Here is a 19,490-nt window from a genome sequence, read left to right as displayed (position 1 = left end):
CCGCCTCCTCACGAGGACGTCGCCGTCGGCGACAGGTGGTCAGGTCGCGGCGGCAGCGCGCAGCCGCAGGGAGTGCATCCCGCCGTCCACGGCGAGCACGGTCCCGGTGGTCGCACCGGCCGAGGGACCGGCCAGGTACGCGACGGCGGCGGCCACCTCGTCGGCGGCGACCAGCCGCCCGGTGGGTTGTCGGGCGCGCAGGGCGGCCAGTTCGGCGGCCGGGTCGGCGGCGGCGTCGATCAGCCGGCGTACCCACGGCGTGTCGACGGTGCCCGGGTTCACACAGTTGACCCGGATGCCCTCGCCGACGTGGTCGGCCGCCATGGCGAGGGTCAACGCCTGCACGGCACCCTTCGTCGCGCCGTACAGTGCCCGGTCGGGCAGTCCGGTGCTCGCCGCGATCGAGCCGATGTTGACGATCGCGGCGTGGGCGGAGCGCCGCAGGTGGGGCAGGGCCGCCCGGGTGACCCGGACGATCCCGACCACGTTGACGTCGAAGACCCGGTGCCACTGGTCGTCCGGGTTGGCCTCGACGGTGCCCCGTGCGCCGATCCCCGCGTTGTTGACCAGCACGTCGAGCCCGCCGAGCCGGCTCGCGGCGTCGGTCACCGCCTCGGTCACCGAGGCCGCGTCGGTGACGTCGCACCGCACCCCGAGCAGCGGCGCCGCCACGCCGGAGGGGTCCAGGTCGAGGCAGGCCACCGCCGCTCCCCGCGCGGCCAGCAGCCGGGCCGTGACGAGGCCGATGCCCGAGCCGCCGCCGGTGACCACCACGGCCATCCCGGTGAACTCGCCGGTCACGACGCCTGCCCGACCCTCTGGCGCTGGGTGCCGAGACCGTCCACCTCGACCTCGATCACGTCACCGGGACGCAGGTACGGCTTCGGCTCGGGCATCCCCACCGCCACACCGGCCGGGGTGCCGGTGTTGAGCACGTCGCCCGGTTCGAGCACCATGAACTGGCTGACGTACCGGACCACCTCGGCGACCCCGAAGATCATGTTCTTGGTGCTGCCGTCCTGTCGACGCGTGCCGTTGACGCTCAGCCGCAGACCGAGCTGCTGCGGATCGGGCACCTCGTCGGCGGTGACCAGCCACGGACCGAGCGGGTTGAAGGTCTCGCAGGACTTGCCCTTGTCCCACTGGCCGCCGCGTTCGAGCTGGAACTCACGCTCGGAGACGTCGTTGGAGACGGTGTAGCCGGCAACGCAGGCCATCGCCTCGTCGTCGCTGTCCAGATACCGCGCGGTGCGACCGATGACAACGGCGAGTTCGACCTCCCAGTCGGTCTTGACGCTGCCGCGCGGGATCAGCACCTCGTCGTCCGGGCCGATCACGGTGTTGGGCGCCTTCATGAACAGGATCGGTTCGGTCGGCAGTCGCGCGCCGGTCTCCGCCGCGTGGTCGGAGTAGTTGAGCCCGACACACACGATCTTGCCGGGACGGGCGATCGGCGCCCCGATCCGTGGCGCGGGGTCCGCGAGCACGGGCAGCCGCCCGTCGGCGAGCGCGGCGCGGACCCGGGCCGGGCCGTCGCCGGCGAGGAAGCTCCCGTCGATCTCGGTCACCAGGCCGGAGAGGTCCCGCAGCCGACCGTCCCGGTCGCGGACGGCGGGACGTTCCTGACCGACCGCGCCCACCCGTAGTAGCTTCACGCCGCACCCTTCGGACAGAGATCGACCTTGCTGCATCGTTATAGAGGAGTCACGAGGGTGTCGGCAAGGGGCCGTCGGGGTGAGGTGCCGCGGTCACCCAACGCAGCGCCCCGGCCAGGTGGTCGCGGAACGACCGGTCGGCGTACGCCTCGACGGTGTGCCCGAGGGCGGTGTAGAACGCCCGTCCGCCCAGCCGGTCGTGGCACCAGGCCAGCGGATGGTCGGCCCCGGTGCGGCCACCGTCGTACGTGGACTCGTCGACCCGCAGCAGGATCCGCGCACGCGGGTACAACCGGAAGTCGTACCACTCGTCGACCCACTCCCAGCGGGCCGGCAGGTGCGCGGTGGCGCGATGATCATGATCGGTCACCGTCACCGTGGCGGGCTGCACCGGCGGATGCCTGTCGAACGCGGCGCCCACCAGCTCGCCGTAGAACGGCCAGTCGTACTCGGTGGCGGCGGCGGAGTGCACGCCGAGGAACCCTCCTCCCCCGCGCACGTACGCCTCCAGCGCCGCCCGACCGGCGTCGGTGAGCACCGTGCCGTTGGTGTTGAGGAAGACGACCGCCCCGACATCGGCCAACTCGGCGGCGGTGAAGACGTCCGGGTCCTCGGTCGCCGTAACGTCGGGCCACAGCTCGCGCAGGGCCCGGACGCCGGCCGGGATCGAATCGTGCCGGTACCCGGTGGTCCGGGAGAAGACCAGGACTCGTCTCACGTGACTTCGCCACCCCGCGACTCGACGCTACGGTTACGCCTCCAGGTTGCCGTACCCGTCGTCACCCGGCACGGATGGACCATGATCGGTACGATCGCGACATGACGCGCCGGACGCCGAACGCCCTGTCCGGCGCGACGGCGCTCCGCGCCGGAACGGGTCGGTGACCCGGATGGAGCTGGCCGACGGCACGATCCGGGCGTCACTGGTGGCCGGGATGGTCGGCACCACGCTGTTCGTGGTCACCTTCGTCCTCGACGGCCTGACCCGGCCCGGCTACCGCCCGGTGCGGCACGCGGTCAGCGCCCTGGCGCTTGGCCGTCGCGGGTGGTTGCAGACGACCAACTTCGTCGTCTGCGGCCTGCTCGTCACCGCCGCGGCGCCCGGTCTCTGGGCGAGTGCCGGTGGCTGGCCGGCCGTGGTCGTCGCGGTCTTCGGGCTGGCCCTGGTGGCCTCGGGCGTGTTCCCGATGGACCCGATGCGCGGGTACCCGCCGGGCACGCCGGAGGACACCCCCGAGACCCTCAGCCGCAGCCACCACCTGCACGACTACGCCGGTGCCGTGGTCTTCGGGTCGCTGCCGGTCGCCGCGCTCGCCGCCGCGTTCACGCTGGACTCCCTCGGTGGGGCGCTGTTCTCCGGGGCCACGGCGGGCGTACTCGTCGTGCTCACGCTCTGGTTCGGCGCGGCCTGGGAACGGGACTCGCCCCGGACCGGCCTGATCCAACGGGCGAACATCCTGGTCGGCTGGCTGTGGCTGGCCGGCCTCTGCTGGCACCTGCTGCCCTAGCCCACACGATTTCCCTGGCCTGCACGGTGGCGCGGGCGGCTGCGCCGGCCCGCCCGGCGCGGGTCACGGCGTCAGCGGTGCGGTCGACCCGGCGTCGAGCGCCTGCCGGGCCCGCGCGACACCGGAGCGGATCATCGCGCCGTACCCGTCGTCGGGCAGCGCGTCGAGGTCCGCCACCGCCGCCGCCAGGTGGCGACGCGCCTCGACCGCGTCGCCGGTCCTCCGGTGGGCGTCGGCCAGGTTGAGCCGCAGCGACGGCAGGAAGGCCCGCACCCGCAGCGAGTCGTGGTATCGGCGGGCCCGTTCGTCGCTGAGGTCGGTGATCGCGGCCAGGGCCCGCTGGTCCCAGGCCAGTTCGTCGGTGACCGAGTCCTGCAGGTCGGCGAGGAAGTGCGCGACGGTGCACCGGTGCAGCGCGTCACCGTCGGCCCCGATCGTCTCCCAGAGCCGTTCCAGCGCGTCCCGCGCGCCCGCGCGGTCCCCGGCGCGGCCCGTCTCGACGGCGACGCCGATGGCGGCCATCACGTCATCCGTCACGTCCGTCGTGGACTCCGGCACGGCTGTTCCTCCTGGTGTGTCGGGGACCGGTGGCGGGCCGCAGCGGCGGGTGGCGCACCGGGCGGGTCGGTGTCCCGCTCCGCACCAGGTTGCGCCCTCGACCTTCTCGAGGGTCAAGAACGGCCGGGCACCGTCGGGCCGCGTCGCCGGGCCAGCCACAGCCCGGTGGTCAACTCGTGCGCGACGACGCCACCGTGGCTGTCGACGAGGGCGGCGAGGGCGTCGTGCAGGCGGACCCGCTGCTGCTCGGGCAGCATCCGGTGCGGCGAGAAGGTGGACAGCAGGGTGAGGTAGCGCGCGGTGTCGTACGGCACGACGGTCACCACCCGCTCGTGCGTGACGTCGGTGAACCCGGACGCCGTGCGCAGCTCCTGCGGGTCGAAGGCACCCGGGTGCCGGGTGTGCACCGGCCGTCCGGGCAGGTCGGCGATCTCCGGGGCGTGGCGCTGGTAGATCGTGTCCATCGCGGCGCGCAGTTCCGCGTCGGCGAAGCCGTACTCGTGCCCGAAGATCGCGAGCACCCCGCCGGGCGTCAGTGCCTCGGCGGCCAGGCCGGTCCGTCGGGTGTGGTCGACCCAGTGCCACGCCTGCGCGCTGGCCAGCAGGTCGACCCCGCCGGGCGGCGGACGCCAGTCCTCGAACCGGTCGACCACCACCGACACCAGGTCGTCGTCGGTGAAGCGTCGTGCCAGCAGCGCGGCCATCGCCGGGTCCGGCTCGACACAGGTCAGGGGTACGCCGAGACGACGCAGCAACGCGCTGCCCTTGCCGGTGCCCGCGCCCACTTCGACCACCTCGGCCGGTGTGCCGGTGGCGTACCCGGTGATCAGGTCCAGCAGAGCGGCCGGATAGTCCGCCCGACTCCGCTCGTACGCCTCGGCGACCTCGCCGAACACGTTCCGCTGCTCCCGTGGCACCGCCATGCCGCCACCCTACGGAAGAAGACCGGCCGGCATGGGGACCGGACCGGGCGTCGGGGCGGGTCGGCCCAGCTCGTCGTGCAGGCGGGCGGCGTCCAGGCGGGGCGGCAGGCCGAACTGGCGACGGTACTCGCGGCTGAACTGGGACGGGCTGTCGTACCCGACCTGACGGCCGACGCCGGTGACGTCGTCGGGGCGGGTGGCGAGCAGCAGTCGGGCCTCCTGCAACCGGATCTGCTTCTGGAACTGGATCGGGCTCATCGCGGTGACCGCCTGGAAGTTGCGATAGAAGGCGGAGACGCTCATGCCGGAGAGCCGGGCGAGATCCTCCACCCGGAACGCTCGGGCATAGTGCTCCCGGATCCACCGGACCGCGCGGGCGACGTGACTGAGGCTGCTGTCAGCGAGACCGAGCTGCCGCACGGTGGCCCCGTGCTCGCCGGTCACCAGTCGCCAGAGGATCTCCTGTTTGACCAGTGGCGCCAGCACCGCCGCGTCGCGTGGCCGGTCGAGCAGGCGGACCAGTCGGACCGTCGCGTCAAGCAGCTCCGGGGGCGCGTCGCTGACGGCCAGGCCGGACGGCGCGCCGCCGCCGACCGGCGGCAGGTCTCCGGGCGCCGCCCGCAGCAGCACTTCGGCGACCGCCGCCGGACGCAGGAACAGGCCGACGCCGAGCGCCGGGCGGCCCGGCTCGATCCCGAGGAACTCGCCGGTGACCGGAAGGTCCACCGAGGCGACGAGGTACTGCCCGGCGCGGTACTCGTACACCCGGTCGCCGGTCGCGAGTCGTTTCGCGCCCTGGGCGATGAGGGCCAGCACCATGCCCGACATCGACGGCGACGGCGGCGCCGACCGGTCGACCCGCGAGATCAGCAGGTCGTCGATGGCGGTGCACAGGTCCGGGCGGGCGTGGCGGTCGAGCAGGTCACGCAACTCGTCGAGGCTCACCGGGTCATTGAAGCAGGAAACCGATCCTCGCCACAACGAGAGGATCAGGCAAGAGGCTGCGAGAAACTGTCTACCGTCCTCGCTGCCCAGAATGCTTATATGGGTTTGTCGATATCCCAACGACAGCGGACCTACTGGAGGAATCACCGACATGACCGTCGACCACGGCTTCCACGCCACCATGACCGCGCACCCCGGCAAGGGCGACGAGGTGGTGGCGCTCCTGCTCGACGCCCCCGCGCTGACGCACCCGGACTGCGTCGTCTTCCTGGTCGGGCGCTCGGCCGGCGACCCCGACGTCGTCCACCTCACCGAGGGCTGGACCAGCCGGTCGGCGCACGCCGCGTTCTTCGCCACCGCCCCGGCGCGTGACCTCGTCACGCGACTCGAACCGCTGCTCGCCGCCGAGGCGACCTACACCGACGAGGTGCCGGTCGGCGGCAGAGCCGTCCTCTGAGCCGACACCCACCCCGCCGACCCGAGGACCCGACATGACGTTGCCCCGCCCCGACCTCGACCCCGACCTGCGGGCACTGCTCGCCGACCTGCCGCTGGTGGCCCGGCTCGATTTCGACGTGCTCGCGCAGATCCGGCCCTACGCCACCACGCCCGTGGAAACCCTGCTCGACGGCGCGTCCGTGGACCGACAGGAGATCACCGTCCCGGCCGCCGACGGCACCCCGATCCCGCTGTCCGTGCTGCGTCCCGCCGGGAGCACCGGCGACACACCGGCACCGTGCGTCTACTGGATCCACGGCGGCGGGATGGTCCTGGGCGACCGCTACGCCCAACTCGACATCCCCCTCGAATGGCTGGACCGCTTCGGTGCCGTGGTCGTCTCGGTGGACTACCGGCTGGCGCCCGAGGTGACCGGCACGACGCTGGTCGAGGACTGCTACCAGGGCCTGCTCTGGACCGCCACGCACGCCGCCGACCTGCGCATCGACCCGACCCGCCTGGTCGTCGCCGGTGCCAGCGCCGGCGGTGGCCTGGCCGCCGGGGTGACCCTGATGGCCCGCGACCTCGGCACCCCGCCGATCGCCGCCCAGGTGCTCATCGGCCCGATGCTGGACCACCGCAACGACACCACCTCCAGCCGGCAGTACTCCGGCGGCCCCGGTGTCTGGACCGGCGAGTCGAACGAGTTCTGCTGGCGCTGCGTCCTGGGCGAGCGCACCGACCGACCGGTGCCCGCGTACGTGTCACCGGCGCTCGCCGACGACCTGGGCGGGCTGCCCACCACCTACGTCGACGCCGGCTCGGCCGAGGTCTTCCGGGACGAGAGCGTCGACTACGCCAGCCGGATCTGGGCCGCCGGTGGGCAGGCCGAACTGCACGTGTGGGCGGGTGGCTGCCACGGTTTCGACGCGATCCTGCCGCAGGCCGCCATCTCCACCACGGCCCGCCGTACCCGCACCGACTGGCTCGCCCGGGTGCTGACCACCGACGAAGGGACCGAGTGACCATGTCCATCTCCATCGTCACCGGCGGCAGTTCCGGCATCGGACGCAGCGCCGCCCTCCAGATCGCCCGACGCGGCACCGGGGTGATCCTCACGTACCAGCACAACCCGTCCGGGGCGCACGACACGGTGGCGCGCATCGAGAGCGACGGTGGCCGGGCCGTCGCGTTGCCGCTCGACCTCGGCGACTCCACCCGGTTCCCGGCCTTCCACGACGCGGTGGTCAGCACGCTGCGCGACACCTGGCAGCGGGACACCTTCGACTACCTGGTCAACAACGCGGGGGCGAGCCGAACGGCGACGTTCGAGGACACCACCGAGGAGTTGTTCGACGACCTCATGCGGGTACTGCTGCGCGGGCCGTACTTCCTCACCCAGACACTGCTGCCCCGACTGGCCGACGGGGGCGCGATCGTCAACGTGGCCAGCAACGCCGTCGACTCCGGTCTGGAGCCCGGCTACTCCGCGTACGGCACCATGAAGGGCGGCCTGGTGGTGCTGACCCGTTACCTGGCCAAGGAGCTGAGCGGACGGGGTGTACGGGTCAACTCGGTCTCCCCCGGCTCCACCCGCACCCGCATCGCCGACGACGCCTTCGCCCGACACCCGGAGGTGATCCCGCACCTGGCGGCCCAGACCGCTCTCGGCCGCGTCGGCGAACCGGACGACATCGGGTTGGCCATCGCCGCGCTGCTGGACGACGCCGGTCGCTGGATCACCGCCCAGGACATCGAGGTCTCCGGAGGCTATCGGCTCTGACGTGGGCGGCCGGGGCGGGCGGGTCCTCCGTCCGCCCCGGCGACAGGGCAGCATGGTGGCCGACAGGAGGGTTGGCGACGACGCGGCGTAACGGGCATGATCGTGTTTCGCTGCGAGAGACCGTCCGGATCGTGAGATCGGGGTGGGAGGAGGGACGCCGTCGATGACGCCGGCACAGCTACGCGCGTACGTCGCGGTGGTGCGGATGGGCTCGGTCAAGCAGGCCGCCGCCCAACTCGACGTCTCCGAATCGGCCGTCTCGCTGCACATCGCGCAACTGCGCAAGGAGTTCGGCGACAAGTTGTTCTCCCGCACCGCCGTCGGGCTCGCCTTCACCCCCGGCGGGCTGCGGCTGGCCAGTCGCGCCTCGGAACTGCTCGGCCTGCAGGACCGCACGGTGGTCGAGGTGACTGCTGCGGCGCGGGGACGCCGGATGCTGCGCGTCGCCGCGTGCAGCCTCTTCGCCGAACTCGCCGCACCCGGCCTGATCAAGCTGTTCACCAGGCGCGCCGCCGACCTCGACGTCGAACTGAGCGTGCGCGACGCGGGTTCCTTCGAGACGCTGCTGCTGACCCGCGCGGTGGACATCGCCATCGGGCCGCAGCCGCCGGTGGTCGATCCGGCGATCACCTGCCGTCCGGTGATGAACTACCGGCTCGTGACCGTCGTCGGACCGGACCATCCGCTGGCCGGCGTACGGGCGTCAGCGGCCCAACTACGCGAGCAGACCTGGCTGCTCGGCCCCTCGGCCACCACCCAGTTGGGCGCGGTGCCCGCGATGCTGCGCCGACTCGCCGTCCCGGAGGACCGGCAGCAGATCTTCCAGAGCCACGCCGCCGCGCTCGGCGAGGCGAAACGGGGCAAGGGCGTCGCGCCCGCGCTGGCGTTCACCGTCGCACCGGAGGTCCGCAGCGGTGACCTGCTGCTGCTGGCCGGGCCGCACACCCCCGTCGAGGACGGTTGGCACTCGCTGCTGCTGTCCAGCCCGGGCACGCCCTCGGCTGCGGCGGAGCTGTCCCGGTTCGCCTCCACCTCGCGTGCCATCCAGGCGATGATGCGGGGCGCGGGCGTCAGCATGGGTCATTTCAAGCCGGCGGTCCACGTCACACTCTGGAGCTGACCGGCGGCGTCCAGCAGGTCCTGGAACGTGCCGGCCGGCAGCAGCCGGTCGCAGTAGGGCAGCGCGGCGGCCATGCCGGCCACCCGGGGGGCGAAGCCGGGCACCCCGGCGCGCGGATTGAGCCAGACGACCCGGTACGCCCGGCGGTGCAGCCGGGCCATGGCGGCGGCGAGGTCGTCGGGCGGGTCGCTGTCCCAGCCGTCCGACCCGATCACCACCACCGCGCCTCGGACGAGATCACCGTGATGGGAGGCGAGCAGCGTCCGCACGTTGGTGGCGATCAGGGTGCCGCCGAAGCGGTCGGTCACCGCCGCACCGGCCCGGTCCACCGCCTCCACCGGCGAGGAGTGCCGCAGCACGGTGGTGAGCCGGGTCAGCCTCGTCGCGAACGCGAACACCTCGGCGTCGGCGACCGTGGCGAACGCCCGCATCAGGTGCAGGTAAGCGGTCGCCTGGGCCCGCATCGACTCGCTGACGTCGCAGAGCAGCACCACCCGGCGCGGCCGGCGGACCTGTCGTTCGCGTACCACCTCCACCGGCTCCCAGCCGGTGCGGCGGGCCCGGGCCACGGTCGGCCGCAGCGCGATCCGCCGACCGGCCGGGCTGACCCGGTGCCGCCGGGTACGCCGGGTGGGCCAGCGGCGCACGGCGGCCCGCAGCACCTCCCCGAGCAGCGCCACCTGCTCGTCGTCGAGGTCCTCGAAGGGCCGGTCGGCGAGCCCGGCGAGGGCGGCCGGACGCCGCTCGGGCAGGCGCAGCGCCGTGTCGGACTCCTCCGCCTCGGCCACCGCCGGAGGCAACGTCGCCCAGGGCAGCCCACCGCCCGACCCCGCGCTGTCGGTGTCGGCGGGCAGCGGTACGTGCACCTCGTCGCGACGGCCCGGCCCGGTCGCCGCCGCACGGGTCAACGGCAGCGGCGGCGCGTCGGCGAAGACCGCCTGGAAGACGGCGTCGAAGGTGGCCAGGTCGGCGTGCCGCCGCACCAGGCTGACCCGGGCACTCCAGTACAGCGTCGACCGGTCCGCCGGGGGCGCGGCGACCAACGCCCGGACGAAGTCGTCGACCTGGGTGAGTCCGGCCGGGACGCCGGCACGACGCAATCGGTCGGCCAGCGCCACGGCGAACGCGGCCCGGTCGACGCCGCGCAGCACCCCGGAGGTCACCTGCGGGCGATCAACCAGGCGATCACCGCGCCGACCACGACGAGACCGACGACCAGCGGCACCACGCGCTTGGTGATCGACCCACCGGCGATGCTGAGCAGGTCCAGCGCCTCGTCGTCGTCGTCCGCACCGGCCGGCGGGGCGGCGCCCCGGGTCACCGGTGCGGTGGCTACCGATGCCGGTTCGGCGATCACGGTCTGCCGCGTGGTCGTGGCGTCCCCGGTGGTCGTCATCGCGGCGGGGGCAGCGGTCGCGGTCTTCAGGGGGTCCCCGCCGCCGGCGGTCGCCTCGGTGCCGACGGCCTCTGTGGCCGGGGTGAGGTCCACCCGGTTCGGGTCCGCTCCGGCGGGGACGGTCTCCCCCGCTGCCGGCGCGGCCGGTGCGTCGGTCGCCGCTTCCGCGCCGGTCGGGGCGGGCGCGGGGCGCGACGTGGCCGAGGCGGGCGCGGCGTCAGTCGCGACCGGGGCAGCGTCCACCGTGGCCGGTGCGGCGGCGGTGGCGGGTGCGGCGGCGTCGGCCTCCTCGGCCGCCAGCTTGGCCTCCAGGTTGGTGACGAACTGGGCGAGCAGCTTGCCCGACACCTCCTTGATCATGCCGCTGCCGAACTGCGCCAGCTTGCCGGAGATCCGCAGGTCGGTGTCGACGCTCACCAGGGTCCGGTCGCCGTCGGGACGCAGGGCGGCGGTGACCACGGCGGCGGCGTTCGCCGCCGAGCGGGCGTCGCGGCCCTTGGCGTCGATCACCGCGCGGTACGCGGCGTCGTCCTTCTCGACGAACTGCGCGGTGCCGGCGAACTCGGAGACGACCGGGCCCACCTTGACCTTCACCTTGCCCTTGTGGACGTCACCCTCGACGCCGGTGAGACGGGCGCCCGGCATGCAGGGGGCGATCCCCTCCAGGTCGGTGAGGACCGCCCAGGCCCGATCGATCGGGATGTTGACCACGAACTCGTTGTTGAGCTTCACGACTGACTCTCCTGGTGTGTGCCGAGCGCCGACCCCTGGTGTGTGCCGAGTGCGGCGGCCACGGTGACTCGGTCGTCGGGGGTCTTGGCGATGGTGCCGATGGTCTGTAGGACGTCGTCACCGGCGAGGTCGGTGGCACCGAGCACGGACAGCGCGGCCACCCAGTCGATGGCCTCGGCCATCCCGGGCGCCTTGTCCAGTTCCCGGCCGCGTACGGCGCCGACGAACTCGGTCGCGGTGCGGATCAGCGGCTCGCCGGCAGTCGGTACCGCCCGGCGGACGATCTCGGCGGCCCGCTGCGGCGCCGGGAACTCGATCCAGTGGTACAGGCAGCGACGCCGCAGCGCGTCGTGCAGTTCCCGGCTGCGGTTGGAGGTGAGCACGACGATCGGCGGGGTGTGCGCGGTGAACGTGCCGAGTTCCGGGACGGTGACGCCGGCCTCGCCGAGGAACTCGAACAGCAGCGCCTCGAACTCGTCGTCGGCACGGTCGATCTCGTCGATCAGCAGCACCGGCGGCACCGGCCCTGGATGGCGTACCGCCCGCAGGATCGGTCGCTCCTGGAGGAACTCGGCGCTGAACAGGTCGCCGTCGGTGAGCCGGGACCCCTGTGCCTCGGCTAGCCGGATGGCGAGCAGTTGCCGCTGGTAGTTCCACTCGTAGAGCGCCTCACCGGCGGTCAGGCCCTCATAGCACTGCAACCGGATGAACGTGGTGTCCAGCGCCCGGGCCAGCGCCTTGGCGGCGGCGGTCTTGCCGACGCCGGGCTCCCCTTCGAGCAACAGCGGCTTGCCGAGGCGTACGGCCAGGAACAGCGCCATCGCCAGGCCGTCGTCGGTCAGGTAGTCGACGGCGTCGAGGCGACGCGCGACGTCGGGCGCGTCCTTCACCGGGCCTGCTCCGTCAGCAGTCGCTCGTAGTCGGCGCGGGTGTCCACGTCGATCGGCACCGGACCGTCCACCGGCAGCTCGGTCACCGGATGGCGGCCGGAGTGCAGCAGCTTCCACACCGCCTTGTCGCCGTGCAGGTCGGCCAGGTCGGGAAAGACCGCCCGGCCGAACCGGAACGGATGCCCCAGCCCGTCGGCGTACCGGCACACCCCGAGCGGCGCGTCCGTGGCGGCGAGCCGCCGCACGTCGTCGGCGCGTACGCCGGGCTGGTCGCCGAGGAGCAGCACGAGCGCGTCGGCGCGCGGGTCGACCGCCCGCACGGCGGTGCTGATCGACGAGCCGCAGCCGGTGCTGAAGGCCGCGTTCTCCACCACCTCGCACCCGGCCAGGTCCACCCGGTCCCGGACCTGGTCCGCCGCACCGCCGAGGGTCACCAGGAGCTGCCCGAAGCCGCACGAGCGAGCCAGGTCCAGGGTGGCGTCGAGCAGGGTCCGCCCCCGGTACGGCAGCAGTTGCTTGGCCTCGCCGAGGCGCACCGACGCGCCTGCGGCGAGGACCAGACCGGTCACGTTCACGGCTACCCGCCCGTGAAACGCGCGAGGCATCCGGGGCAGCAGAACCAGTGGTCCGTGCCGTCCACCCGGGCGTGCGGGGTGTCCGGTCCGACGGTCACCGTCATCCCGCACACCGGGTCCACCGCCTGCTGCGGACGGACCACGGGTGCCCCGGCCGGGGGCCGCAGGTCGTCGCGCCGGACCGCGCGTACCACGTCGGCCATGATCGCCAGGGCGATCTCCGGCGGGGTACGCGCACCGATGTCCAGCCCGGCCGGCGCGTGGACGCGGGCCCGTTCGTCGTCGGTCAGGGTCAGCTCGTCCAGCAGCGCGGCGGCCCGCTTACGGCTGGCGACCAGCGCGACGTGGCCCACGCCCGCGGCCAGCGCGGCCCGGATCGCCTCCGGTTCGCCCTTGCCGAGACCGGCCACCACCACGGCGGTGGCACCGGAGTAGTCACCGGCCTCGGCGACCTCGAAGTCGAGGAACCGCGCCAGCGTGGCCACGGCCGCGCTGACCGGGGTGTCGCCGGCCACCCCCAGCACCGCCGCGGGCAGCATCGGCCGGAGGAAGATCTCGACCGCGCCGCCCGAGTGGCACGGGTTCACCACCACCCGCGCACCCGGGGTGTCGGGGAAGGTGTCCGTGCCGTCCGGCAGCACGCGCAGCAGCAGGGTGTTGCCGTCGCGCAGGGTGTCCAGCGCGGCGGCGCGCACCGAGCTCTCGGCACACGCCCCACCGACGAATCCCTCGATCGACCCGTCCGGCAGGATCACCGCGTCGTCACCCGGCCGCGCCGACGTGGGTTCCTGCGCGCGGACCACGGTGGCGTGCACGAAGGGTTCCCGGGCGGCGCTCAGCGCACGGGCCCGTTCGGTGATCGTCGTCGACACGTCGCCTCCTCAGATCGGCGGTCGGGCCTGGCCGCGCATGGCGTCCCAGACCCGCGACGGCGTCAGCGGCATGTCGGCGTGCCGGACGCCGAACGGCTTCAGGGCGTCCACGACCGCGTTGACGATCGCCGGTGGCGAGCCGACGGTGGCCGACTCCCCCACGCCCTTGGCGCCGATCGGGTGGTGCGGCGACGGGGTGACCGTGTAGCCGGTCTCCCAGTCGGGCACCTCCAGCGCCGTCGGGATGAGATAGTCCATCATGGACGCGCCGAGGCAGTTACCGTCCTCGTCGAAGGCGATCATCTCCATCAGCGCCATGCCGACGCCGTCGGTCAGGCCGCCGTGCACCTGCCCCTCGATGATCATCGGGTTGATCCGGGTGCCGCAGTCGTCGACCGCGATGAACCGGCGCACCGTCACCTGGGCCGTGCCCGGGTCGATGTCCACCACGCAGATGTACGCCCCGTGCGGGTACGTCAGGTTCGACGGGTTGTAGCAGATCTGCGCCTCCAGTCCGCCCTCGATCCCGTCGGGCAGGTCACCGGCGCCGTGCGCGCGCATGGCGATGTCCTGGATCGTGACGGACTTGCCCGGGTCGCCCTTGACGTGGAAGGCGCCCTTCTCCCAGTCCAGGTCGGCGACGGACACCTCCAACATGGCCGAGGCGATGATCCTGGCCTTGTCCCGGACCTTGCGGGCGACCAGCGCGGCGGCGGCCCCGGAGACCGGGGTGGACCGGCTGCCGTACGTGCCGAGACCGAACGGGGTGTTGTCGGTGTCGCCGTGCACCACGTCGATGTCGTCCGGCGGGATGCCGATCTCCTCGGCGATGATCTGCGCGAACGTGGTCTCGTGGCCCTGGCCCTGGGACTGCACGCTGAGCCGGACCACGGCCTTGCCGGTCGGGTGCACGCGCAGCTCGCAGCCGTCGGCCATGCCCAGCCCGAGGATGTCCATGTTCTTGCGGGGACCGGCGCCGACGGCCTCGGTGAAGAAGGCGATGCCGATGCCCATCAGCTCGCCCCGGGCCCGCTTCTCCTCCTGCTCGCGGCGCAGCTCGGCGTAGCCGGCCATCTCCATGGCCAGCCGCATGGTCGGCTCGTAGTCGCCCGAGTCGTAGACCCAGCCGGTCTTCGTCGTGTACGGGAACTGCTCGGGCTGGATGAAGTTCTTCAGCCGCAGCTCCGCCGGGTCCATGCCCAGCTCGTCGGCGAGGCAGTCGACGATCCGCTCCACCAGGTACACGGCCTCGGTGATCCGGAACGAGCAGGCGTACGCGACACCGCCGGGGGCCTTGTTGGTGAAGACCGCGGTCATCTTGCAGTAGGCGGCCTCGATGTCGTAGCTGCCGGTGAAGACGCCGAAGAACCCGGCCGGGTACTTCACCGGCGCGGCGGTGCCGTTGAAGGCGCCGTGGTCGGCGAGCACGTTGGTGCGGATGGCCAGGATCTTGCCGTCCCGGGTCGCCGCAATCTCGCCGCGCATGATGTAGTCGCGGGCGAAACCGGTGCTGATCAGGTTCTCCGAGCGGTCCTCCATCCACTTCACCGGCTTGCCGGTGACGATGGAGGCGACGATGGCGCAGACGTACCCGGGGTAGATCGGCACCTTGTTGCCGAACCCGCCGCCGATGTCCGGCGCGATCACCTGGATCTTGTGCTCGGGGATGCCCGCCACGATGGCGTACAGGGTGCGGTGCGCGTGCGGCGCCTGGGTGGTGGACCAGAGCCGAAGCTTGCCCTCGATCGGGTCGAAGTCGGCGAGCGCGCCGCAGGTCTCCATCGGCGCCGGGTGCACCCGGGGATAGACGATGTCCTCGCTGACCACCACGTCGGCGCGGGCGAACGCGGCCTCGGTGGCCGCCTCGTCGCCGGTCTCCCAGTCGAAGCAGTGGTTGTTCGCCTTGCCCTCGAGGTCGTCGCGGATCACCGGGGCGTCCGGCTCCAGCGCGCGGCGCACGTCGACGACCGGGTCGAGGATGTCGTACTCGACGTCGATCAGCTCCAGCGCGTCGCGGGCGGCGTACCGGTCCTCGGCGACCACGAAGGCCACCTCCTGGCCCTGGAAGCGCACCTTGTCGGTGGCGAGCACCGCCTGCACGTCGTTGGAGAGCGTCGGCATCCAGGCCAGGTTCTGCTCGGCCAGCATCGCCCCGGTCACCACCGCCTTGACCCCGGGCGACGCCTCGGCGGCGCTGGTGTCGATGGAGACGATCCGGGCGTGCGCCACCGGCGACCGCAGGATGGCCAGGTGCAGCATGCCGGGCAGTTGCACGTCGTCGACGTAGCGGCCCCGGCCGCGTACGAAGCGCGGGTCCTCCTTGCGCAGCATCCGGCCGTACCCGACCGGCTTCTGGTCGTTGTCGTGGAACGTGTCCACGGGCTCGTGCACGGTCGTCATGCGGGGCTCCCGGCAGGCTGGCCGGCGTCGGAGATCTCGCCGGCGGCGGGTGATTCGGTGGACTCGACGGCCTTGGCGGCGGCGGCCTGCTCGTGCACGGCGGCCCAGCGCACGGACCGGACGATGGTGGAATACCCGGTGCAGCGGCAGATCTGGCCCGAGATCGCCTCGCGGATCTCCGGCTCGCTCGGGTCGGGGTTGCGGTTCAGCAGCGCCCGCGCGGTCATCATCATGCCCGGCGTGCAGAAGCCGCACTGGAGGCCGTGGCACTGCATGAAGCCCTGCTGCACCGGGTCCAGCTCGGCGCCCTTGGCAAGACCCTCGACGGTACGCACCTCGTGGCCGCCGGCCATCGCGGCGAGCACCGTGCACGACTTCACCGGCTCGCCGTCGAGCCAGACCACGCAGGTGCCGCAGTTGCTGGTGTCGCAGCCCCAGTGCGTGCCGGTCAGGCCCAGCACGTCCCGCAGGAAGTGCACGAGCAGCAGCCGGCCCTCGATCTCCCGGGTGACCTCGACGTCGTTGACGGTCATGGTGACCTGCATGCTCAGCTCCTCGCCCGCTCGGCGGCCCGGCGCAGGGCCCGCTTGGTCAGCTCGGCGGCCAGATGCCGCTTGTAGTCGGCACTGCCGCGTTGGTCGGTGACCGGTTCGCACTGGCTCGCCGCGATCTCGCCGGCCCGCGCGAACACGCTCTCGGTCGGCTCCTGCCCGCGCAGCGCGGCCGAGACCTCCGGGATGCCGGTGGTGTTCGGGCCGACCGCGGCCAGCCCCACCCGGGCGTCGGAGATCACGCCGCCGTCCAGCCAGATCGCCGCGCCGGCCGAGACCACGGCCCAGTCGCCGGCCCGGCGTTCGACCTTCTCGTACGCGCTGCCGCCGCCGGGGCGTACCGGCAGCCGGACCTCGATCAGCATCTCGGCCTCGCCGACCGCCGTCTCGTACGGTCCGACGTGGAACTCCTCCATCGACACGATCCGCTCGACGCCGCCGGGGCCCCGGATCACGCAGCTCGCGTCCAGCGTGGTGCAGACCGCGGACAGGTCCTCCGACGGGTCCGCCTGGCAGAGCGAGCCGCCCAGGGTGCCCCGGTTGCGCACGATCGGGTCGGCGATCACCCGCTCCGCGTCGGCGAAGATCGGGAACGCGGCGGCCAGTTCGGCGGACTCCAACAACTCGCGGTGCCGGGTGAGCGCGCCGATGCGCAGCTCGTGCCGGCCGGGCCGGATGTAACCGAGTTCCGGGTGCAGATCGTTGATGTCGATCAGATAGTCGAAATTGGCCAGCCGCAGCTTCATCATCGGCAGCAGGCTGTGCCCACCGGCGATCAGCCGAGCTGTTCCGCCCAGCCGTTCCAACAAACCTATGGCCTGGTCCACACTGGTGGCGCGCTCGTACTCGAACGGTGCCGGAACCTGCATGATGTCGCTCCTCCGGGGTCCCGCCAGAATCTGGTCGGGGCCGTTTACAAAGTCAACGTCGACCTAAGCAATTGCTTAGGTCGGGTTGACGTTGACACCGGTGTCCACGGATGGTGCAGCCATGCGGGACATCGCGGACGGACTGACGGACTGGCGTGCGGCCGGCGTCGCGTTCGCCGTGGCCACCGTCGTCCGCACCTGGCGCTCGGCGCCCCGGCAGCCCGGGGCCACCATGGCGGTCAACGCCGACGGCGAGGTGCTGGGCAGCGTCTCCGGTGGCTGCGTCGAGGGTGCGGTCTTCGAGCTGTGCCGGGAGGCCATCGAGACCGGCAAGGCGCGGACCGAGATCTACGGCGTCAGTGACGACGACGCGTTCGGGGTGGGTCTGACCTGCGGCGGCACCATCGAGATCCTGGTGCAGCCGCAGGCGGTGCTGACCGAGACCGACGCGGTCCTGGAAGCGATCACCGCCGGCCGGCCGGTGGCCACCGCGTCGACCGGGGACGCCCAACTCGTCGTCTGGCCCGACCGGGTGGCCGGCAGCCTCGGCGACCCCGACCTGGACCGCGCGGTGGCGCAGCAGGCCGCCGGGATGCTGGCCCAGGGCAGCACCGGCACCGTCCACCTCGGTACGCGCGGCGAGCAGCGCCGCGACGAGGTGTCGGTCTTCGTCCAGTCGTACGTGCCGCCGCCCCGGATGATCGTGTTCGGCGCGATCGACTATGCCGCCGCCGTCGCGCGGATCGGCCGGTTCCTCGGCCACCACGTGACGCTCTGCGACGCCCGTCCGGTGTTCGCCACCCGCAAACGCTTCCCCGACGTGGACGAACTCGTGGTGCGATGGCCGCACGAGTACCTCGCCGAGACGACCGTCGACGAACGCACCGTGCTCTGCGTGCTGACCCACGACCCGAAGTTCGACGTACCGCTGCTCCAGGTCGCCCTGCGGACGCCCGCGCGCTACATCGGCGCGATGGGCAGTCGCCGCACCCACGACGACCGGATGCGCCGGCTGCGCGAGGCGGGGGTGGACGAGGAAACCCTGGCCCGCCTGCGCTCCCCGATCGGGCTGGACCTCGGTGCGCGTACCCCGGAGGAGACGGCGGTGGCCATCGCCGCCGAGATCGTCGCCGAGTCCTGGGGCGGCTCGGGTCGTCCGTTGACCGAGCTGGACAGCCCGATCCACCACGACTGAGCCCCGCAGACCGCGCCGGTCCCGCCTCAGACGGTGATGACCACCTTGGCGCGGGCGTGCTCGCCCTCCAGGTAGCGCATCGCCTCGGGCACCTCGGCGAGCGGGTACGTGCGGTCGACGACCGGGTCGACCAGGCCGGCCTCGACCAGGTCGCGCAGCCCGGCCAGCAGCTCACGGCTCTGCGGCGTCGCGAGCAGTTCCCTCCGCTCACCGGCCACGCGCGTCGCCAACCGGGCCCGGAGCAGCAGTGCCATCGGCCCGACCAGGGCGGGCCGGCCCCGGAAGGTCCCGCCGCCGGAGAGCACCAGAGTGCCGCCGGGGACCAGGGCGCGCCGCAGGTCGGCCAGGGACCGGTTGCCGACCAGGTCGAGCACAACGTCGTGGCGGCGGCCCAGACGGGCGAAGTCGTGGGTGGTGTAGTCGACCACGTGGTCCGCGCCGAGCGACCGGACCAGGTCGACGTTGCGGGTCCGGCAGACCGCCGTCACGGTGGCCCCGAGCGCCTTGCCGATCTGGACGGCGAACGTCCCGACACCGCCGGAGGCGCCGTTGACCAGCAGGTGTTGCCCGTCGCGCAGCCGCCCCACGTCGCGTACCCCGAGCAGGGCCGTGTTGCCGGCCAGCGGCAGCGCCGCGGCCTGCGCGAAGCTGAGACTCGCCGGTTTCGACTCGACCTGCGCGGCGGGTACGCAGAGGTACTCGGCGAACGCCCCGTGCAGGTCGCCGGTGTCGCCGTACACCTCGTCACCGGGGCGGTACCGGTCGACGTCGGCGCCGACCGCCTCGACGGTGCCCGCGAAGTCGGTGCCCCGGATCACGCGTCGGGGCCCGCGCAGCCCCATCATCTGCGGCGCGGCCAGCCGGGCCAGGTAGGGGTCGCCGCGCAGGACGTGCCAGTCCCGCGCGTTGAGCGAGGCCGCGTGCACCCGCACCAGCAGCTCGTCGGGGGCCGGGACCGGTCGGTCGACCTCCTGGAGCCGCAACACGTCGGGTGAGCCGTATCGGTGCGCAACGATCGCCTTCATGACGCCATGGTGGCGTTCGCGGCGGGGGTGACTCATCGGCACACGGGCCGCGACC

At 72.8% G+C, this 19,490-nt stretch carries 21 protein-coding genes; 6 read left to right on the top strand and 15 right to left on the bottom strand.

Annotation, left to right across the window (positions count from 1 at the left end; translation table 11 throughout):
- Positions 1-39: 39 nt before the first annotated feature.
- The 3 genes from ACZ31C_RS11570 to ACZ31C_RS11560 are packed head-to-tail and all read right to left on the bottom strand — an operon-like array spanning position 40 to position 2,373.
- Positions 40-801: an SDR family NAD(P)-dependent oxidoreductase gene (locus ACZ31C_RS11570; RefSeq protein WP_465795202.1), complete on the bottom strand. Its 762-nt coding sequence runs from the start codon at positions 799-801 to the stop codon at positions 40-42.
- Complete coding sequence (locus ACZ31C_RS11565; RefSeq protein WP_465795201.1) at positions 798-1,655, bottom strand: fumarylacetoacetate hydrolase family protein; 858 nt, start codon at positions 1,653-1,655, stop codon at positions 798-800. Before ACZ31C_RS11565 ends, ACZ31C_RS11570 begins: the two co-directional genes overlap by 4 nt.
- A gap of 49 nt (positions 1,656-1,704) precedes the next feature.
- Positions 1,705-2,373, bottom strand: a complete 669-nt coding sequence (locus ACZ31C_RS11560; RefSeq protein ID WP_465795200.1) for a ThuA domain-containing protein — start codon at positions 2,371-2,373, stop codon at positions 1,705-1,707.
- A 172-nt stretch (positions 2,374-2,545) separates the two neighbouring features.
- Here ACZ31C_RS11560 and ACZ31C_RS11555 point away from each other — a divergent pair, with 172 nt between their 5' ends.
- Positions 2,546-3,163, top strand: a complete 618-nt coding sequence (locus ACZ31C_RS11555; protein WP_465795483.1) for a DUF998 domain-containing protein — start codon at positions 2,546-2,548, stop codon at positions 3,161-3,163.
- A 63-nt stretch (positions 3,164-3,226) separates the two neighbouring features.
- On the opposite strand, the gene ACZ31C_RS11550 is transcribed toward ACZ31C_RS11555, so the two are convergent.
- The 3 genes from ACZ31C_RS11550 to ACZ31C_RS11540 all read right to left on the bottom strand — a co-directional run bounded on the left by ACZ31C_RS11550 (position 3,227) and on the right by ACZ31C_RS11540 (position 5,589).
- Entirely contained in the window at positions 3,227-3,721 is a 495-nt protein-coding gene (locus tag ACZ31C_RS11550) for a hypothetical protein (RefSeq protein WP_465795199.1), read from the bottom strand.
- A 113-nt stretch (positions 3,722-3,834) separates the two neighbouring features.
- On the bottom strand, positions 3,835-4,644 hold the full coding sequence (locus ACZ31C_RS11545; protein ID WP_465795198.1) for a class I SAM-dependent methyltransferase: 810 nt from the start codon (positions 4,642-4,644) through the stop codon (positions 3,835-3,837).
- Positions 4,645-4,653: 9 nt separating this feature from the next.
- The gene (locus ACZ31C_RS11540) at positions 4,654-5,589 is read right to left on the bottom strand and encodes an AraC family transcriptional regulator (protein WP_465795197.1); all 936 of its coding nucleotides are present in this window, start codon (positions 5,587-5,589) and stop codon (positions 4,654-4,656) included.
- A gap of 151 nt (positions 5,590-5,740) precedes the next feature.
- Here ACZ31C_RS11540 and ACZ31C_RS11535 point away from each other — a divergent pair, with 151 nt between their 5' ends.
- From ACZ31C_RS11535 to ACZ31C_RS11520, 4 genes are all read left to right on the top strand, one after another.
- Positions 5,741-6,046: a putative quinol monooxygenase gene (locus ACZ31C_RS11535; RefSeq protein ID WP_465795196.1), complete on the top strand. Its 306-nt coding sequence runs from the start codon at positions 5,741-5,743 to the stop codon at positions 6,044-6,046.
- Positions 6,047-6,080: 34 nt separating this feature from the next.
- The gene (locus ACZ31C_RS11530) at positions 6,081-7,052 is read left to right on the top strand and encodes an alpha/beta hydrolase (RefSeq protein WP_465795195.1); all 972 of its coding nucleotides are present in this window, start codon (positions 6,081-6,083) and stop codon (positions 7,050-7,052) included.
- A gap of 2 nt (positions 7,053-7,054) precedes the next feature.
- Positions 7,055-7,810, top strand: a complete 756-nt coding sequence (locus tag ACZ31C_RS11525) for an SDR family NAD(P)-dependent oxidoreductase (protein WP_465795194.1) — start codon at positions 7,055-7,057, stop codon at positions 7,808-7,810.
- Between the two features lie 163 nt (positions 7,811-7,973).
- Entirely contained in the window at positions 7,974-8,930 is a 957-nt protein-coding gene (locus ACZ31C_RS11520) for a LysR family transcriptional regulator (protein ID WP_396751564.1), read from the top strand.
- Here the strand turns inward: ACZ31C_RS11520 and ACZ31C_RS11515 are convergent.
- Genes ACZ31C_RS11515 through ACZ31C_RS11480 form a run of 8 tightly spaced genes read right to left on the bottom strand, consistent with a single transcriptional unit; the run spans position 8,891 to position 17,215 of the window.
- Positions 8,891-10,093, bottom strand: a complete 1,203-nt coding sequence (locus ACZ31C_RS11515) for a vWA domain-containing protein (protein WP_465795193.1) — start codon at positions 10,091-10,093, stop codon at positions 8,891-8,893. The two genes, ACZ31C_RS11520 and ACZ31C_RS11515, sit on opposite strands and share 40 nt — an antisense overlap.
- Positions 10,090-11,058, bottom strand: a complete 969-nt coding sequence (locus ACZ31C_RS11510) for an SRPBCC family protein (RefSeq protein ID WP_465795192.1) — start codon at positions 11,056-11,058, stop codon at positions 10,090-10,092. Before ACZ31C_RS11510 ends, ACZ31C_RS11515 begins: the two co-directional genes overlap by 4 nt.
- Complete coding sequence (locus ACZ31C_RS11505) at positions 11,055-11,948, bottom strand: AAA family ATPase (protein WP_465795191.1); 894 nt, start codon at positions 11,946-11,948, stop codon at positions 11,055-11,057. The genes ACZ31C_RS11510 and ACZ31C_RS11505 overlap by 4 nt, the downstream gene beginning before the upstream one ends.
- The gene (locus ACZ31C_RS11500; RefSeq protein WP_465795190.1) at positions 11,945-12,523 is read right to left on the bottom strand and encodes a nucleotidyltransferase family protein; all 579 of its coding nucleotides are present in this window, start codon (positions 12,521-12,523) and stop codon (positions 11,945-11,947) included. Before ACZ31C_RS11500 ends, ACZ31C_RS11505 begins: the two co-directional genes overlap by 4 nt.
- A 2-nt stretch (positions 12,524-12,525) precedes the next feature.
- On the bottom strand, positions 12,526-13,395 hold the full coding sequence (locus tag ACZ31C_RS11495; RefSeq protein WP_465795189.1) for an XdhC family protein: 870 nt from the start codon (positions 13,393-13,395) through the stop codon (positions 12,526-12,528).
- Positions 13,396-13,404: 9 nt separating this feature from the next.
- On the bottom strand, positions 13,405-15,795 hold the full coding sequence (locus ACZ31C_RS11490) for an aerobic carbon-monoxide dehydrogenase large subunit (protein ID WP_465795188.1): 2,391 nt from the start codon (positions 15,793-15,795) through the stop codon (positions 13,405-13,407).
- Positions 15,792-16,340 carry a (2Fe-2S)-binding protein gene (locus ACZ31C_RS11485; protein ID WP_465795187.1) on the bottom strand — a complete coding sequence of 183 codons (549 nt, stop codon included), beginning with the start codon at positions 16,338-16,340 and terminating at the stop codon, positions 15,792-15,794. Before ACZ31C_RS11485 ends, ACZ31C_RS11490 begins: the two co-directional genes overlap by 4 nt.
- Positions 16,341-16,342: 2 nt before the next feature.
- Positions 16,343-17,215, bottom strand: coding sequence for an FAD binding domain-containing protein (locus ACZ31C_RS11480; protein WP_131053981.1), 873 nt, complete (start codon positions 17,213-17,215; stop codon positions 16,343-16,345).
- Between the two features lie 121 nt (positions 17,216-17,336).
- Here ACZ31C_RS11480 and ACZ31C_RS11475 point away from each other — a divergent pair, with 121 nt between their 5' ends.
- Positions 17,337-18,410: an XdhC family protein gene (locus ACZ31C_RS11475; RefSeq protein WP_465795186.1), complete on the top strand. Its 1,074-nt coding sequence runs from the start codon at positions 17,337-17,339 to the stop codon at positions 18,408-18,410.
- A 26-nt stretch (positions 18,411-18,436) separates the two neighbouring features.
- On the opposite strand, the gene ACZ31C_RS11470 is transcribed toward ACZ31C_RS11475, so the two are convergent.
- Complete coding sequence (locus ACZ31C_RS11470; RefSeq protein ID WP_465795185.1) at positions 18,437-19,435, bottom strand: NAD(P)-dependent alcohol dehydrogenase; 999 nt, start codon at positions 19,433-19,435, stop codon at positions 18,437-18,439.
- Positions 19,436-19,490: the final 55 nt, after the last annotated feature.

The sequence above is a fragment of the Micromonospora sp. NPDC023869 genome (assembly GCF_055559695.1).
Note: the sequence above shows the minus strand (reverse complement) of the source record. Positions and strands in the feature narration are given on the sequence as shown.

Coding starts and splice junctions, on each gene's coding strand:
- ACZ31C_RS11555 (WP_465795483.1), top strand. CDS start 2,546: ATGGAGCTGGCCGACGGCACGATCCGGGCGTCACTGGTGGCCGGGATG.
- ACZ31C_RS11545 (WP_465795198.1), bottom strand. CDS start 4,644: ATGGCGGTGCCACGGGAGCAGCGGAACGTGTTCGGCGAGGTCGCCGAG.
- ACZ31C_RS11535 (WP_465795196.1), top strand. CDS start 5,741: ATGACCGTCGACCACGGCTTCCACGCCACCATGACCGCGCACCCCGGC.
- ACZ31C_RS11530 (WP_465795195.1), top strand. CDS start 6,081: ATGACGTTGCCCCGCCCCGACCTCGACCCCGACCTGCGGGCACTGCTC.
- ACZ31C_RS11525 (WP_465795194.1), top strand. CDS start 7,055: ATGTCCATCTCCATCGTCACCGGCGGCAGTTCCGGCATCGGACGCAGC.
- ACZ31C_RS11520 (WP_396751564.1), top strand. CDS start 7,974: ATGACGCCGGCACAGCTACGCGCGTACGTCGCGGTGGTGCGGATGGGC.
- ACZ31C_RS11490 (WP_465795188.1), bottom strand. CDS start 15,795: ATGACGACCGTGCACGAGCCCGTGGACACGTTCCACGACAACGACCAG.
- ACZ31C_RS11485 (WP_465795187.1), bottom strand. CDS start 16,340: ATGCAGGTCACCATGACCGTCAACGACGTCGAGGTCACCCGGGAGATC.
- ACZ31C_RS11480 (WP_131053981.1), bottom strand. CDS start 17,215: ATGCAGGTTCCGGCACCGTTCGAGTACGAGCGCGCCACCAGTGTGGAC.
- ACZ31C_RS11475 (WP_465795186.1), top strand. CDS start 17,337: ATGCGGGACATCGCGGACGGACTGACGGACTGGCGTGCGGCCGGCGTC.
- ACZ31C_RS11470 (WP_465795185.1), bottom strand. CDS start 19,435: ATGAAGGCGATCGTTGCGCACCGATACGGCTCACCCGACGTGTTGCGG.